The sequence below is a fragment of the Leifsonia sp. PARNA 1/14 genome, assembly GCF_055720965.1.
The window spans coordinates 899,984-914,994 of record NZ_JBVQSP010000002.1 but is presented as its reverse complement, the minus strand read 5'-3'; the positions used below and the strand labels follow the sequence as shown (position 1 = coordinate 914,994).

The window sequence follows — 15,011 nt, the reverse complement described above, 5'->3', positions numbered from 1 at the left end:
GGACACTGAAGAGCCTAACCCCGGGGCGCAGAGACGGCGCATCGGCGCATGATCGGAGCATGTCCGCCCTCACCACCGGTTCCACCCCCGCAACCACCCGACCTACCGACGGCGACACCGCGCCCGTCACCGTCGGTGCGCGCCCCCTCACCATCGCCGAGGTCGTCGCCGTCGCCCGCCACGACGCTCCCGTGCACCTCGACGCCGGTGCTCTTGAGGCCGTCGAGGCCTCCCGCGCGATCATCGAGGCGCTCGCCGACGACGTCGAGCCGCACTACGGGATCTCCACAGGCTTCGGCGCGCTCGCGACCACGTTCATCCCCGAGGAGCGCCGCGCGCAGTTGCAGGCCTCTCTGGTGCGCTCGCACGCGGCCGGGTCCGGGCCGGAGGTCGAGCGGGAGGTCGTGCGCGCACTCATGCTGCTGCGACTGGCCACGCTGGCGACCGGCCGCACCGGCGCGCAGCGGCGCACGGTCGAGACGTACGCCGCGCTGCTCAACGCGGACATCACCCCGATCGTGCGGGAGTACGGCTCGCTCGGCTGCTCGGGCGACCTCGCCCCGCTCGCGCACTGCGCGCTCGCCGCCATGGGCGAGGGCCAGGTGCGGGTCGACGGGCGCCTCGTGGAGGCCGCCGACGCACTCGCCGAAGCAGGCATCGAGCCGGTCGTGCTGGCCGAGAAGGAGGGGCTCGCCCTCATCAACGGCACCGACGGCATGCTCGGGATGCTCGCCCTCGCGCTGAGCGACCTCGGCACCCTGCTCGCCACCGCCGACATCACCGCGGCGATGAGCGTGGAGGCCCTGCTCGGCACCGACGCGGTCTTCGCCGCCGACCTCCAGCAGTTGCGGCCCCAGGCCGGCCAGGCGGTGTCGGCCGCGAACCTCCGCGCCCTGCTCGCGGACTCCCCGCTCGTCGCGAGCCACAAGGGACCGGAGTGCACCCGCGTGCAAGACGCCTACTCGCTGCGCTGCGCGCCCCAGGTGCACGGCGGCGCGCGCGACACCGTCGCCCACGCGACCACCGTCGCCGAGCGGGAGCTCGCGTCGGCCATCGACAACCCGGTGCTCACGCCCGACGGCCGCGTCGAGTCGAACGGCAACTTCCACGGCGCGCCTGTGGCGTACGTGCTCGACTTCCTCGCGATCGTCGTCGCCGACGTCGCGAGCATGTCGGAGCGTCGCACCGACCGGTTCCTCGACAAGGCGCGCAACCAGGGCCTCCCACCCTTCCTCGCCCACGAGGTCGGCGTCGACTCCGGGCTGATGATCGCCCAGTACACCGCCGCGGGCATCGTGTCGGAGCTCAAGCGGCTCGCCGCGCCGGCCTCCGCCGACAGCATCCCGTCGTCGGCCATGCAGGAGGACCACGTCTCGATGGGCTGGTCGGCCGCGCGCAAGTTGCGCCGAGCCATCGACGGCCTGGGCCGCGTGCTCGCGATCGAGTTGATGACGGCCGCGCGCGGCGCCGAGCTGCGCGCACCGCTGCAGCAGGGCCCGGCCACCGGCGCGGTGACCGCAGCACTGCGCGCCACCGTGCCCGGGCCCGGCCCCGACCGCCACCTCTCCCCCGAGATCGAGGCCGCCGTCGCTTTCGTCGCCTCCGGAGCCGCGCGCACCGCCGCCTCCACCGTCACCCCCCTCCACTGAACCGCCGACGAAAGGACCATCACGATGCAGGGATCACGACCGGTGCGGGCCCCGCGCGGCACCGAGCTGAGCGCGAAGAGCTGGCAGACCGAGGCACCGCTGCGCATGCTGATGAACAACCTCGACCCGGAGGTCGCCGAGCGTCCGGACGACCTGGTCGTCTACGGCGGCACCGGCCGCGCTGCGCGCAGCTGGGAGGCCTTCGACGCGATCGTCGCCACCCTCCGCGACCTGGAGGCCGACGAGACATTGCTCGTCCAGTCGGGCAAGCCGGTCGGGGTGTTCCGCACGCACGAGTGGGCGCCACGCGTGCTCATCGCCAACTCCAACCTCGTCGGCGACTGGGCGACGTGGCCGGAGTTCCGCCGGCTGGAGGCGCTCGGACTGACCATGTACGGCCAGATGACCGCCGGCTCCTGGATCTACATCGGCTCGCAGGGCATCCTGCAGGGCACCTACGAGACCTTCGCCGCGATCGCGGACAAACGGTACGCCGGGTCGCTCGCCGGCACGCTCACCCTCACCGGCGGCTGCGGCGGAATGGGGGGCGCGCAGCCACTCGCCGTCACGCTCAACGGCGGCGCGGTGCTGATCGTCGACGTCGACCGCACGCGCCTCCAGCGCCGCGTCGACCACGGCTACCTCGACGAGCTCGCCGACGACCTCGACGACGCGATCGCCCGCGTGACCGCCGCGAAGGACGAGCGCCGCGCGCTCTCGGTCGGACTGGTCGGCAACGCCGCCACGGTCTTCCCCGAGCTGCTGCGCCGGGGCGCGCCGATCGACATCGTGACCGACCAGACCAGCGCCCACGACCCGCTCAGCTACCTCCCCGAAGACGTCACCGTCGAGGAGTGGCACGACCGCGCCGCCGCCGACCCCGAGGCGTTCACCATCGCCGCGCGACTGTCGATGGCCAAGCAGGTGGAGGCCATGGTCGGGTTCCTCGACGCGGGCGCCGAGGTCTTCGACTACGGCAACTCCATCCGCACCGAGGCGCAGCTCGGCGGCTACGACCGGGCATTCGCGTTCCCCGGCTTCGTGCCCGCCTACATCCGGCCCCAGTTCGAAGAGGGCCGCGGCCCGTTCCGCTGGGCCGCGCTCTCGGGCGACCCGGCCGACATCGCCGCGACCGACCGCGCCATCCTCGAGTTGTTCCCCGACGACCACAAGCTGCGCCGCTGGATCACCCAGGCCGGCGAGAAGGTGCACTTCGAGGGCCTCCCCGCCCGCATCTGCTGGCTCGGCTACAAGGAGCGGCATCTCGCCGGCCTGAAGTTCAACGAGATGGTCACCGCCGGCGAACTCTCCGCCCCGATCGTGATCGGCCGCGACCACCTCGACTCGGGCTCGGTGGCCTCACCGTACCGCGAGACCGAGGCGATGAGGGACGGCTCGGACGCGATCGCCGACTGGCCGCTGCTCAACGCGCTGCTCAACACCGCCTCCGGAGCGACCTGGGTGTCGCTTCACCACGGCGGCGGGGTCGGCATCGGCCGCAGCATCCATGCCGGCCAGGTGGTGGTCGCCGACGGCACCGCGCTGGCCGCTGAGAAGATCGAGCGCGTGCTGACCAACGACCCCGGCACCGGTGTGATGCGGCACGTCGACGCGGGGTACGAGCACGCGGCGGAGGTCGCTCGGGAGCGCGGGTTGCGCATCCCGATGAATCCCAGCCCGATGGCGACGACGGCGGAGGCCTCCGTCTGATGTCGCGCGCGACGCTGCTGACCGGGATCGGCGAGCTCGTCACCTTCGACCCGTCGCACGAGGGGCCGAACGGCGTCGTGCGCGACGGCGCGCTGCTCGAGGTCGACGGGCGGGTCGAGTGGACCGGTCCCGCCTCGGCGGCGCCGCGCTCGGACGCCGACGAGATCGTGGACGCCGCGGGTGCCACGGTGATCCCGGGCTTCGTCGACAGTCACACGCACCTCGTGTTCGGCGGGGACCGGTCGGCGGAGTTCGAGGCCCGGATGGCCGGTCGAGCGTATTCCGCCGGCGGCATACGCAGCACGGTGGCGGCCACGCGGGAGGCGTCGGACGACGAACTGCGTGCCCGACTGGAACGCTTCGTCGCCGAGCTTCGCGCGCAAGGCACGACCACCTTCGAGATCAAGAGCGGGTACGGGCTGACCGTGCACGACGAGGAGCGGATCGTGCGCCTGGCCCGGGAGGTCACGCCCGAGACGACGTTCCTCGGGGCGCACGTCGTCCCGGCGGAGTACGCAGACCGCCCCGACGCCTACGTGGACCTCGTCACCGGCGCCATGCTCGACGCGTGCGCCCCGCACGCGCGATGGATCGACGCGTTCTGCGAGACCGGCGCCTTCACCGTGGAGCAGTCGCGCCGCATCCTCACCGCCGGAGCCGAACGCGGGCTCGGCGTGCGCGTGCACGCCAGCCAGCTCGGGCCCGGCGACGGCGTCGCCCTCGCCGTCGAGCTGGACGCCGCCAGCGTCGACCACGGAACGTACCTGACCGATGCCGACGTCGACCTGCTGGCGGCCTCCCGAACCGTTGCCACGCTTCTGCCCGGGGTCGAGTTCTCGACCCGCCACCCCTATCCCGACGCCCGCCGCCTCATCGACGCCGGCGTGCGCGTAGCGCTCGCGAGCGACTGCAACCCCGGCTCGTCGTTCACGTCGTCGATGCCGTTCTGCATCGCCGTCGCGGTGCGTGACATGGGCATGACGGTGCTGGAGGCCCTGCGAGCCGCCACCCTCGGCGGCGCGGAGGCACTGCGCCGCGACGACGTCGGCCACCTGCGCCCCGGCGCACGCGCCGACTACGCCGTTCTCGACGCCCCGTCGTACGTGCACCTCGCCTACCGCCCCGGCGTCCCCCTCGTCGCCCGCACCCGCGTCGCCTGACGCGGACCGCGCCGCGGACCGCCCCGCGGGCGGCGCCGCAGGGCGCGCCGCGAGACGGCGCGAAATGGGGAGCGAGCACGCGAGGCGGTGGAGAATGCGCCGCCTCGTGAGGCTAGCGGGAGGCGAGGCCGGCGGCGGCCTCGAGGACGAGGAGCGCCGCGAGGCGCACGGTGCGCTGGTCGTCGGCGTCGGCGGTGGCGTCGACCTCCGCGATGTCGATCGAGCGCACCAGCGGGGACGCGCCCGCGAGACGGGCGAAGCGGCGCAGCTCCCACGCGGCGAGACCGCCAGGCACGGAGGCCGGGCAGCCGGGCGCGACCGATCGGTCGCAGACGTCGACGTCGAGGTCGACGTGCACGGGGCCTCCCGCAGCCCCGGCGACCTCCAGGGCCTCGGCCATCACGTCGTCGAGCGGCCGGCCGTGCAGGGCGTCGCGCGGCACGACGGTGATGCCGAGCTCCTCGGCCCGCGCGCTATAGGCTGCCGAGTTCGCGAAGTCGGCGATGCCGATCTGCACGATCCGCCGCCCGTCGAGCCCTGCCTCTACGAGCCGGCGCACCGGCGAGCCGTTGGAGACACCGTCGCGCAGGTCGTGGTGCGCGTCGAGGGTGATCAGTCCGGCGGTCGGGAGCCGCTCGGCCCACGCTCCGAGCGCAGCGGGCACGGTCAGGGAGTTGTCGCCACCCACGGCGACGGTCACACGCGAACGTTCCGCCGCCGCCCGAACGGCTGCGATGGCTCGCTGCTCGCCGTCGGCGCCGTCCGGCTCCGCGACGTCGCCTGCGTCGGCGAAGCTCAGTGCCTCGACCTCCAGGCCCGGCACGTGCAGTGAATAGCGTCGCAGGGCGTCGCGCACGGCCGCCGGCGTCGCGTGCGCGCCCGTCGGCGAGAGGGAGGTGCGCCAGGTCGGGAGCCCGACCAGCGTCATATCGACAGCCTCGCCCGGGGGCAGCGACGCGAGCGACGGCCACGAGCCGGCTCGCGGCCAGAGCGGATCGATGGAGAGGGCACCGGAGGAGAGGCTCATACCGGCGACGCTAGCAACGCCCCCGCCGACTGGACCGCCAAGTCCCGGCTCCCGTGTCTGCCATCCCAGACACACCCGGCCGCCCGACACGAGCGAGGGGCACGTAAACGCCCCCATCCGCGCGGAATGAGGGCGTTCACGTGCCCCTCGAGCGACTCAGAGCTGCTGGCCGCCCGCGGGCTGGGTGAAAACGGGAGGCTTGGGAGAGTCCGCATCGCCCGCGTCACGCGGGCCCGACCCCTCCGGGCCGGAGCCACCGTCGCCACCGGACCCACCAGCGCCGTCTCCGCCCTTGGCCGCGCGACGGGCCATCCGCCGTTCGCGGGCGCCCTCCACCAGGTTGTAGAGCGTCGGCAGCACGACGAGTGTCAGCACCGTCGACGAGAGCAGACCGCCGATCACCACGATCGCGAGCGGCTGCGAGATGAAGCCGCCGTGGCCGGTCAGGCCGATCGCCATCGGCGTGAGGGCGGCGATCGTCGCCAGCGCGGTCATCAGGATGGGCCGCAGACGACGGGAGGCGCCGTGGGCGACCGCGTCGGCCACTGAGAGACCTCTGGCGCGGTACTGGTTGACCAGATCGATGAGAACGATCGCATTCGTCACGACGATGCCGATCAGCATCAGCACGCCGATGAGCGAGGCGATGCCGAGCGGAATCCCCGAGGCGAGCTGAAGGAGGATCGCTCCGGTGGCCGCGAACGGCACGGACACCAGCAGGAGAAGCGGCTGACGCAGCGATCGGAAGGTCGCCACCATGATGATGTAGACGATCAGGATCGCTGCCAGGAATGCGATCCCCAGCTGCCCGAACGCGGTCGACTGGCTCGACGAGACACCGCCGATCTTCGCCGTGGCACCTGCAGGCAGATCGGCCGCGTCGAGCGCCTTGGTGACCTCCTGATTGGCGGCGGTCAGGTTGTCGCCCGGCGTCGCGGTCACCGTGGAGGTGCGCAGGCCGCGCTGGGTGGTGACGGTCGACGGCCCCTTCGCCTCGGCGACGGTCGCCAGGGAGCTGAGCGGCACGACGCCGGCCGCGGTCGGGATCGGCAGATCGGAGAGCCCGGCGACCGTGGTCGGCGGGTTGTCGCTCTGCAGGTAGATCTTGAGCGTCGAGTTGTCGATCGCGACCGAGCCGATCTGGGTCGGCTGCATCGTCTGCGAGACGATCGTGCCGACGGCGACCTCGCTGAGGCCGGCCTGGGCCGCCTTCGTGCGGTCGACGGTCACGGCCACGTAGGGCAGCGATGCGCTCAGGTTGTCGGTGACCTGGCTGAGCGACTTCTGCTTCTTCAGCTCGGCCACGACCGAGTCGGTGGCCTTCTGGAGGTCGGCGTTGCTGCTCGCTGTGATGTCGACCTCGATGTCGCTCGAGCCTCCGAAGCCGCTCGAGGCCGACACCTGGATGTCGCCCGCGTCTGTGATTCCGTCGAGTTCGTTCTGGATCGTCTTCTGCAGCGCGTCCTGGTCGGCGTTCGGGTCGGTCGTGATCGAGAAGGTCGTCGCGCCGCTTCCGCCGGTGAACGCGTCGCGCAGCGACGAGCCGCTGGAGCCGATCGACACCTGGACCGTCTTGACGCCCGTGGTGTCGAGCAGCTTCTGCTCGACCTTCTTCGCCGCGTCGTCCTGAGCCTGGAGGCTGGCGCCCGGCTCCAGTGACTGCGTGACGGTCAGCGAGTTCTGGCCGCTGGAGCCGAGGAAGTTCGTCTTCAGGAGCGGGAGCGACAGGACGGTCAGTACCAGCACGATCGCCGCGGCGATGATGGTGACCCCCGAGTGCTTGAGGGTCCAGTGGATGATCGGCAGGTATCCGCGCTGCAGCAGCGACGGGTGCTCGAGCTCGTCGTGGCCCGATGCGATCGCGTCGGCCACCGAGAGGTGGGCGGCCGCGTCGTCGTTCTCGCCGCCCTCGTGCTTGTGCGCCTTGGGCGCCCGCAGGAACCAGTAGGCGAGCACGGGAACGATCGTCAGCGCGACGAGCAGCGACGAGAGCAGCGCGATGGTGACGGTGAGCGCGAACGGGCGGAAGAGCTCACCCGTGACATCGCTCACGAACGCCAGCGGCAGGAACACCGCGACTGTCGTGATGGTGGAGGCCGTGATCGCGCCGGCGACCTCGCGCACGGCACGCACGATCGTGACGGCTCTGTCCGCTCCGGGCACGAGTTGCCGCTTGATGTTCTCGATCACCACGATGGAGTCGTCGACGACGCGTCCGATCGCGATCGTGAGCGCGCCGAGCGTGATGATGTTCAGGGTGTAGCCGCTGGCCCACATCACGATGAAGGTGATGAGCACGCTGGTCGGGATGGAGATCACGGTGACGAGCGTCGAGCGCACCGAGAGCAGGAACACCAGGATGACGATGACCGCCATCGCGAGACCGAGGAGGCCCTCCTCGGCGAGCGAGTTGATCGACTGCGTGATGAACGGCGCCTGATCGAACACGACGGTGATCTTGGCGCCATCGCCGAGCTTGGACTCGAGGTCCGGGATGAGAGCAGAGACTTTGTGCGAGACCTCAACGGTGTTCGCCGACGGCAGCTTGGTGACCGCGATGGTGAGCGCAGGCTTGCCGTCGACGCGCGAGAGGGAGGTCACCGGGTCGTCGGTCTGAGCGACGGTGGCGACGTCGCCGACCGTGACGGGGGTGGAGGCCCCGGGCTTCTGCGCCGCCGCCTGCTGGGTCGTGGCGCTCTGCTGGGCCGCGCCCACGCCGCCCGCGCCCGCCGATCCCGCCGCTCCAGCCCCCGTCGACGACGGCGTCGCCACGAGCGGCAGGGCCGAGATGCCGGCCACGGAGGTCAGCTGCGACCCTGACTGGATCGTGAGCGTCTTGCCGTCTTCGGTCAGCGAACCGCCCGGCAACAGCACGCCGTTCTGCTGCAGGGCGCTCTTGATCGCCGAGCTGCTCAGTCCTGCCGCGGCCAGCTTCGCCGGGTCGGGCGTGATCGTGATGCGCTGGCCCACCTCGCCGACGAGCTGGGCGTCGTTGACGCCCGTCACGTTCTTGATGTCGGGCAGCGCGAGCTTGGTGATGTCGTCGCCGAGCGTGCGCTGGTCCGTGTCGCCGGTGACCGCCAGCTGGATGACCGGGAGATCGTCGATCGAGCCGGAGAGCACCTGCGGCTCGACGCCGGAGGGCAGTGTCGACTTGATCCGGTTGATGGCTTGGTCGATCTTCTGCTCCGCCGTCGCCAGGTCGGTGCCGTACGTGAACTTCGCGGTGATGATCGACTGGTTCGTGCTGCTGACCGCCGACGTGGAGTCGAGGTCGGGCACGCCCTGGATGGCGGCCTCCACCGGGGTGCTCACGTCGTTGTTGACCACCTCGGGCGAGGCGCCCGGGTAGGAGGACAGCACGACGAGCTGCGGGAAGGAGATCGACGGGATGAGCTCTTGCTTGAGGTTGGTGAGCGCGATGCCGCCGAAGATCGCAGCGACGATCGTGACGAGTGCGATCAGAGCACGGTTCCTCATGCTGAGGACGGCGAGATAGTGCACGGAGGATCCCCTCGGCGGAAGTGGGTGCAGGTCAGACGGCGGCGATGGCGCTGCAGAAGTCTCTCATTGCAGGCTGTGCAAATTCCTCATGCCGTGGTACCACTTCGGCCCGCCAGGATCCCGCGGATCACGGTGACCAGCAGCGCCTCCAGGCTCTCGCGGAAGTCCACCCGGAAGCGTGCGAGCTCGGGGTCGAGACGGTAGGCCTCCGCCATCCCCGGCGAGAGCCGGCAGGTCGACCAGATGCCGCCGATCCCGAGCGTGACGGTGCCGACGAAGACGAGCACGTCCGCGGGCTCGTCGCCGATCCACGGGGAGGCCAGGGCGCCGAGCCGTGCGACGTGGGCCAGCAGCGCTCGCTTGTAGTCGCGGGCGACGGGCCCGGAGATGTTGTGCTCGAGGATGCCGGGGGCAGCGGCGCACAGCTCGGCGAACACCGGCCGCTCGGCCGTGGTGTCCGCGACCTCGGCGGCGAGCGCCTCAGGAGTCCGCGCGGCGGTCGCGGCGAGCCGTGCTTCGAGCGCATCGAGCCAGGCGGCGAATTCGCGACCGTAGAGCTCCAGCAGCACGGCCTCCCGCGACTCGAAGTACCGGAGCACGTTCGACTTCGCGAGGCCGACCCGCCGCGCGAGCTCGTTGAGGCTGAGGTCGGCGACACGGGTATCGGCCAGCAGCTCCGCGGCGGCGGCGAGGATGTCCTCCCTGCGCTGCGCGCGCTGCTCCTCGCTGCGTGCCCTGCTGAACGTCGCCTGGGACATGTCCCTCCCTCTTGCTAACAGACCGTCGGTCTATTACCGTGATCCCTAACAGACCATCGGTTCATTATTTCACGACCTGCGGAGGACACCGTGTACACCGTTCCCGACCAGACCGGACATCACATCGTCGTCACCGGCGCCAACAGCGGCACGGGCAAGGAGGCCACGGCCCGGCTCGCCGCGGCAGGCGCGACGGTCACGATGGCCGTCCGCTCGCTCGACAAGGGCGAAACCGCACGGGCGGAGATCCTGACCCGCGTTCCGGGCGCCGACCTCCGGCTGCGCAGGATCGACCTCGCCGACCTGGCGACCGTGCGCGCCTTCGCCGACGGGATGCTCGCCGACGCAGAGCCGATCGACACGCTCGTGAACAACGCCGGCGTGATGATCCCGCCCACGCGCAACGAGACCGTCGACGGCTACGAGCTCCAGTTCCAGAGCAACTTCCTCGGCCCGTTCCTGCTCACCAACCTGCTGCTCCCCCGCCTTCTCGAGTCGGCAGCGCCGCGCGTCGCGACAATGTCGAGCGGCACGGCCGACTTCGGGTCGATCCACTTCCGCGACCTGCAGTTCCGGGGCCGGTACAGCGCGGCGCGAGCCTACGCGCAGTCCAAGCTCGCCGACCTCCTCATGATGCTGCACCTCGCGGAGCTCTCGCGGGCGAACGGCTGGGGCCTGCTCAGCACCGCGGCGCACCCGGGCTACACGCGCACCAACCTCCAGACCGCCGGGCGCAACCTCGGGCGCGAGAAGCAGCTTCAACCGGCGAGCCGCACCCTCCTGCCGTCGCAGGGCGTCGAGCAGGGAGCGGAGCCGCTACTGTTCGCCGCGGCCGACCCGGCCGCCGAGCAGGGCGCGTACTACGGCCCGTCGCGAATGGCCCTGGTCGGACCGACTCACCGTGCGCGCCTGCCGCGCAGCGCCCGCGGGCGTGACCTCCCGGCCTCGCTGTGGGCGGTCGCCGCGGAGCTGACGGGCGTGGACGATCAGACCACGTTGGGCAGAGCAGCGGCCTCGAAGTAGGGGGCGGGCTCCGCCGACGCGAGCGCCCACGCGCGCTCGAGAGCGACGAACGCCCGCTGCGTCTCGTCTTCGGAGTACGTGATCGGGATGCGCAGGAACCGCTCGAACGCACCGTCGAGCCCGAAACGCGGCCCGGCGGCGATGAGGAGTCCGTGATTGCGCGCCGCGAGGGCGAGCGCCGAGCTGACCGGCGCGCCGATGCCGATCCACGCGGCGAGGCCGCCGTGGAGGCTCGGGATGCGCCACTCCGGGAAGACCTGCGCCGCAAAGCGTCGAACGGTCTCGCGTCCCGCGGCGAGCTGCACGCGGCGCTCCTCCATGATCTCGCGCGTCTGCGGGAGCATCCGCGCCACGACCAGCTGCTCGATCATCGGGGTGCCGAGGTCGGTGGACGGCTTGGCGGCGATCAACCGCTGGATCAGCGGACGCTCCGCACGGATCCAGCCGATCCGGAGTCCGCCCCAAAGGCTCTTACTGGCCGATCCGATGAGCAGCACCGGCGGGTCGCCAGCGTTGCGATGGGCATACGCCGGCAGCGGGAGGTATTCGCCGACGCGGTCGATGTCGAGCTCGGCCGTGGTCTCGTCGCCGACCACGATGGTCCCGTGGGCGGCCGCGGCGGCGAGCAGGCGCTCCCGGGTGGCGGGCGACATGGAGGCGCCGGTCGGGTTGTGGAAGTCCGGGATCAGGTAGGCGAGGGCGGGGCTCGAGCGCCGGATCGCCTGCTCGGCGGCGTCGGCGTCCCAGCCGTCGCCGGCCTCGGCCCCGAGCGCGTGCGGCGCGTCGACGGGCGGGGTCACGGTGATCGGGAGGAGCCGCGCCCCGGCGAGCTTGAGGGCCTCCGTCGCGTGCGGATAGGTGGGCATCTCGACGAGTGCGCGGTCGCCGCGCGACAGGAAGGTGCGCGCGATGAGCGCGATCGCCTGCTGCGCGCCGACCGTGACCAGCACCTGGTCCGGCGAGGTCGGAAGGCCGCGCTCGGCGTACCGGTCGGCGATCGCCTGGCGCAGGTGCGGCAGCCCGACGGGGTCGTAGCCCGAGTCGGGCAGGAAGTGCGGGAGCTCTTCGGCGGCGGCGCGTGCGGCGGCCGGCAGGGACGAGGCGGCGGGCAGCGCGGCCTTCGTGAAGTCGAGCATCCCCTCGCCGCCGGCGAGCGGCAGCGCGAGCGTCGGCCCGGGGAGACGCGCGACGCTCCCGGAGCCGCGCACGCTGACGACGAAGCCGCCCTCCCGCAGCTGTCGATAGGCGGCACTGACGGTGGTGCGGCTGAGGTCGAGCCGCGACGCGAGATCGCGCTCGGCCGGGAGACGGGTGCCGATCGGGATGCGGCCGTCGAGCACGAGCAGACGCACCCGGTCGGCCAGCGACTGGTAGCCGGGCGCTGCACCACGCCAGTCGCCCAGGAGCGATTCGAGGGAGCGGGCGGTCAGGTGCGCGTCGGACATGCGGGCCACTTTATCCGAATTGGCATCTTGTTGTAAGGCCAATCGAGCGATTGGATTGTCACTATGTCCCGGTTCCTCCTCGTCCGCCGCGTCGGCCAGCTGCTGGTCGGCCTGTTCCTGTACGGCATCGCGATCGCGCTGATGGTCCGCGCCGGGATCGGCGTGTCGCCGTGGGACGTGCTGGCACAGGGGGTCTCGTTCAAGACCGGCATCCCGTTCGGGCTCGTGACGAACGTCGTCGGCCTTGTGGTGCTGGCCTTCTGGATCCCGCTGCGCCAGAAGCCGGGCCTCGGAACCGTGCTGAACGTGCTCCTGGTCGGGCCGAGCGCGCAGCTCGGGCTCTGGCTCATCCCGCAGCAGACCCAGCTCTGGGCGCAGGTGCTGCTCTTCGCGTCGGGTCTGGTGCTGCTGGCGATCGCGACCGGGCTCTACATCGGGCCGAAGCTCGGGCCGGGGCCACGCGACGGCCTGATGACCGGCCTCCACGCCCGCACCGGCCGGCCGATCTGGGCGGTGCGCACGGCCATCGAGATCACGGTGCTGATCATCGGCTGGTTCCTCGGCGGCGACGTCGGCATCGGAACGCTCGCGTTCGCGCTGCTGGTCGGCCCGCTCTGCAGTCTCACCCTCCCGTTCTTCGCCATCCGGCTCCCGCAGCCCGCGCCCGCGGACGCCGAGCTGGAGGGCGAACTCGAAGGCACGGCGGAGCAAGGCCCCGGCCTCCGTGGAGAGGGTGCGGGAGAGCAGGATGCCGTCCGTTTCGACGTGCGAGACGGCATCCTGCTCGAGTCCGACGCGTCGACGCGCTCGCGCGCCGTCGACCGGGCGGCCTCCCCGCTGGTCCGTGGTCCGCAGCCCGACCGTGCGCCCACCGAACCGCGCACTCCGCGCCCGTCGCGACTCGTCGCCGCGCACTGGCTCGACGACCGCCTCACGGGTCGCGCCCGACGCACGCACCCGCGCCGCGCGTAGCCGCGCCGCGCCGAGGGCTCGCGGGAGACTACGCGAGGTGGGCCGCAGCGTAGGCGTGCAGGGCGTCGCGCACGAAAGCGGCGCCCTCGACGCCGCCGTAGTTGGCGGCGAAGCGCGGGTCGGCGACGTACATGTCGCCGAGGCCCGTCAGGTAGGCGGCCGGCGGCCCACCTCGGCCGTGACCCGGCGTGCCCGGGATGTCGGCCAGCCACTGCCAGTGCCGCTGCGCCAACTCCTGCGCCTCCTCGGAGGCCGGGTCGACCCCGCGCGCCGCGGCGCCCGTCCAGTCGGCGGCCAGCTGCTTCTGCCGCTGCTGCCAGTCGGCGCGCTCGTCCGCGGTCATACTGCGCCACCAGCGGTCGGAAGCCGCATAGGCGTCCTTCCCCCAGCGCTGCTCGACCTCCTCCTTGTACTGGGTGTGGTCGAACCCGTCGAACATCTCTTCCGCCACGATCTCCTCTCCTTCCTCCACTGCGTGGATCGTCGCTTCGACCGACGCGATCTGCCGCGCCAGCCGTTGCCGCTCGCTGCGCAACCAGCTGAGGTGGTCGCGCAGGGCGGGCACCGCATCCTGCCGGTCGTCGAGCACTCGGGCGATGGCCGGGAGGCCGAGGCCGAGGTCGCGCAGCAGCAGAATGCGCTGCAACCGCACGAGGGAGTCGCGGTCGTAGTGGCGATAGCCGTTCGCGCCGACGCGGCTGGGCACGAGCAGGCCGAGATCGTCGTAGTGACGCAGTGTCCTGCTCGTGGTGCCGGCGATGCGCGCGATGTCCTGGATGCTCCAGTCGGCGACGACCTCCACCATGTCCGTTCCCCTCTCACGTGGGCTGTGCGAACCACGTTAAAGGTTGACGTTACGTCAAGGTCAAGTCCAGACGGTACTGTCTACCGTGTGCGTTCGATCCGTTCCCTGACCCCCGTGGCCCCCGGCATCCTCTTCGTCGAAGGGCCGGCCTCCAACTGGACGGTGTTCCACGGCAACGGGAGCGTCGAACTGGTCGACTGCGGCTACCCGGCCGACCGCCTCCTGGTCGAGGAGTCGATCCGGGCGGTCGGGCTCGACCTCTCCGCGCTCGCCCGCATCATCGTGACGCACGGCCACTCCGACCACCTCGGCGCCGCCCGGGCGTGGAGCGAGCGCTACGGCGTGGAGGTGCTCACGACGGCGAGCGAGCTGCCGAACGTCCGCCGCGAGATCACCGAGCAGGTGACCGTCGGCGAGCTGCTGCCTGTCGCCCTGAAGCGCGGCACCATCCCCTGGGCGGTCGCTGCCATCCGGGCCGGCGGCCTGGGCGACGTCGGAATCCCGTCGGCGCAGGCGATCACGGCCGACGTGCTCGAGCTGTCGACCGGGCACCGGCTGGAGGTCGTGCCGACGCCCGGCCACACGACCGGGCACGCCTGCTTCTTCGAACCGGAGGCCGAGGCCCTGATCACGGGCGATGCGCTCGTGACCGGACACGCCCTCCTCGCCGAGAACGGCGAGCTGCAGCAACTGCCGTCGTTCTTCCACCACGACGCCGATGGCGCGCAGGCGAGCGCGCAACGCCTCAGTCTGTGCGAGGCACGCTGGGTGCTGCCCGGGCACGGGCCGGCGGTGCGGCTGTAGAGCCGGTCCCGTCGGCACATCCGGTGACCCGGACGATGTGCCGCCGAGAGTACGGTAAATCCGGAGATCGTCGTGGCCGCGACCAAAAAACTCCGGAGCTACGGACACCGGCGGAGCGCTCGCACCACGTCTGCAGATCCGGAGGACTGCAGCG

At 71.7% G+C, this 15,011-nt stretch carries 11 protein-coding genes; 6 read left to right on the top strand and 5 right to left on the bottom strand.

Annotated elements, in window-relative coordinates; translation table 11 throughout:
• The first annotated feature begins 59 nt into the window (after positions 1-59).
• From hutH to hutI, 3 genes are read left to right on the top strand one after another with little or no spacing between them, the layout of a single operon-like run.
• Positions 60-1,649: a histidine ammonia-lyase gene (gene hutH, locus AC0HS0_RS09485; RefSeq protein ID WP_472963498.1), complete on the top strand. Its 1,590-nt coding sequence runs from the start codon at positions 60-62 to the stop codon at positions 1,647-1,649.
• 24 nt (positions 1,650-1,673) lie between these two features.
• Positions 1,674-3,359, top strand: coding sequence for a urocanate hydratase (gene hutU / locus AC0HS0_RS09480; protein ID WP_472963496.1), 1,686 nt, complete (start codon positions 1,674-1,676; stop codon positions 3,357-3,359).
• Complete coding sequence (hutI, locus tag AC0HS0_RS09475) at positions 3,359-4,519, top strand: imidazolonepropionase (protein WP_472963495.1); 1,161 nt, start codon at positions 3,359-3,361, stop codon at positions 4,517-4,519. Before hutU ends, hutI begins: the two co-directional genes overlap by 1 nt.
• 112 nt (positions 4,520-4,631) lie before the next feature.
• Here hutI and AC0HS0_RS09470 read toward each other — a convergent pair whose 3' ends face one another.
• From AC0HS0_RS09470 to AC0HS0_RS09460, 3 genes are all read right to left on the bottom strand, one after another.
• A complete protein-coding gene (locus tag AC0HS0_RS09470) occupies positions 4,632-5,546 on the bottom strand; it encodes an arginase family protein (RefSeq protein ID WP_472963493.1) in 915 nt (304 codons plus the stop codon).
• 156 nt (positions 5,547-5,702) lie between these two features.
• Positions 5,703-9,050: an efflux RND transporter permease subunit gene (locus AC0HS0_RS09465; RefSeq protein ID WP_472963491.1), complete on the bottom strand. Its 3,348-nt coding sequence runs from the start codon at positions 9,048-9,050 to the stop codon at positions 5,703-5,705.
• Positions 9,051-9,136: 86 nt separating this feature from the next.
• Positions 9,137-9,808, bottom strand: a complete 672-nt coding sequence (locus AC0HS0_RS09460; protein WP_472963489.1) for a TetR/AcrR family transcriptional regulator — start codon at positions 9,806-9,808, stop codon at positions 9,137-9,139.
• 90 nt (positions 9,809-9,898) lie between these two features.
• Between AC0HS0_RS09460 and AC0HS0_RS09455 the strand changes: the two genes are divergently transcribed.
• Complete coding sequence (locus AC0HS0_RS09455) at positions 9,899-10,831, top strand: SDR family oxidoreductase (protein WP_472963486.1); 933 nt, start codon at positions 9,899-9,901, stop codon at positions 10,829-10,831.
• Here the strand turns inward: AC0HS0_RS09455 and yczR are convergent.
• Positions 10,795-12,276 (bottom strand): MocR-like transcription factor YczR, encoded by a 1,482-nt coding sequence (gene yczR, locus AC0HS0_RS09450; protein ID WP_472963483.1) that lies wholly within the window; start codon positions 12,274-12,276, stop codon positions 10,795-10,797. The genes AC0HS0_RS09455 and yczR overlap by 37 nt on opposite strands.
• 63 nt (positions 12,277-12,339) lie before the next feature.
• Between yczR and yczE the strand changes: the two genes are divergently transcribed.
• The gene (gene yczE / locus AC0HS0_RS09445) at positions 12,340-13,248 is read left to right on the top strand and encodes a membrane protein YczE (RefSeq protein WP_472963481.1); all 909 of its coding nucleotides are present in this window, start codon (positions 12,340-12,342) and stop codon (positions 13,246-13,248) included.
• Between the two features lie 28 nt (positions 13,249-13,276).
• Here the strand turns inward: yczE and AC0HS0_RS09440 are convergent, their stop codons facing one another.
• Positions 13,277-14,053: a MerR family transcriptional regulator gene (locus AC0HS0_RS09440; protein WP_472963480.1), complete on the bottom strand. Its 777-nt coding sequence runs from the start codon at positions 14,051-14,053 to the stop codon at positions 13,277-13,279.
• A gap of 87 nt (positions 14,054-14,140) precedes the next feature.
• Between AC0HS0_RS09440 and AC0HS0_RS09435 the strand changes: the two genes are divergently transcribed.
• Entirely contained in the window at positions 14,141-14,857 is a 717-nt protein-coding gene (locus AC0HS0_RS09435) for an MBL fold metallo-hydrolase (protein WP_472963478.1), read from the top strand.
• Positions 14,858-15,011 lie beyond the last annotated feature (154 nt).

What these genes read in the sequence shown, in the direction of transcription:
- hutH (WP_472963498.1), top strand. Translation starts at nt 60, where the DNA reads ATGTCCGCCCTCACCACCGGTTCCACCCCCGCAACCACCCGACCTACC.
- hutU (WP_472963496.1), top strand. Translation starts at nt 1,674, where the DNA reads ATGCAGGGATCACGACCGGTGCGGGCCCCGCGCGGCACCGAGCTGAGC.
- hutI (WP_472963495.1), top strand. Translation starts at nt 3,359, where the DNA reads ATGTCGCGCGCGACGCTGCTGACCGGGATCGGCGAGCTCGTCACCTTC.
- AC0HS0_RS09470 (WP_472963493.1), bottom strand. Translation starts at nt 5,546, where the DNA reads ATGAGCCTCTCCTCCGGTGCCCTCTCCATCGATCCGCTCTGGCCGCGA.
- AC0HS0_RS09460 (WP_472963489.1), bottom strand. Translation starts at nt 9,808, where the DNA reads ATGTCCCAGGCGACGTTCAGCAGGGCACGCAGCGAGGAGCAGCGCGCG.
- yczR (WP_472963483.1), bottom strand. Translation starts at nt 12,276, where the DNA reads ATGTCCGACGCGCACCTGACCGCCCGCTCCCTCGAATCGCTCCTGGGC.
- yczE (WP_472963481.1), top strand. Translation starts at nt 12,340, where the DNA reads ATGTCCCGGTTCCTCCTCGTCCGCCGCGTCGGCCAGCTGCTGGTCGGC.
- AC0HS0_RS09440 (WP_472963480.1), bottom strand. Translation starts at nt 14,053, where the DNA reads ATGGTGGAGGTCGTCGCCGACTGGAGCATCCAGGACATCGCGCGCATC.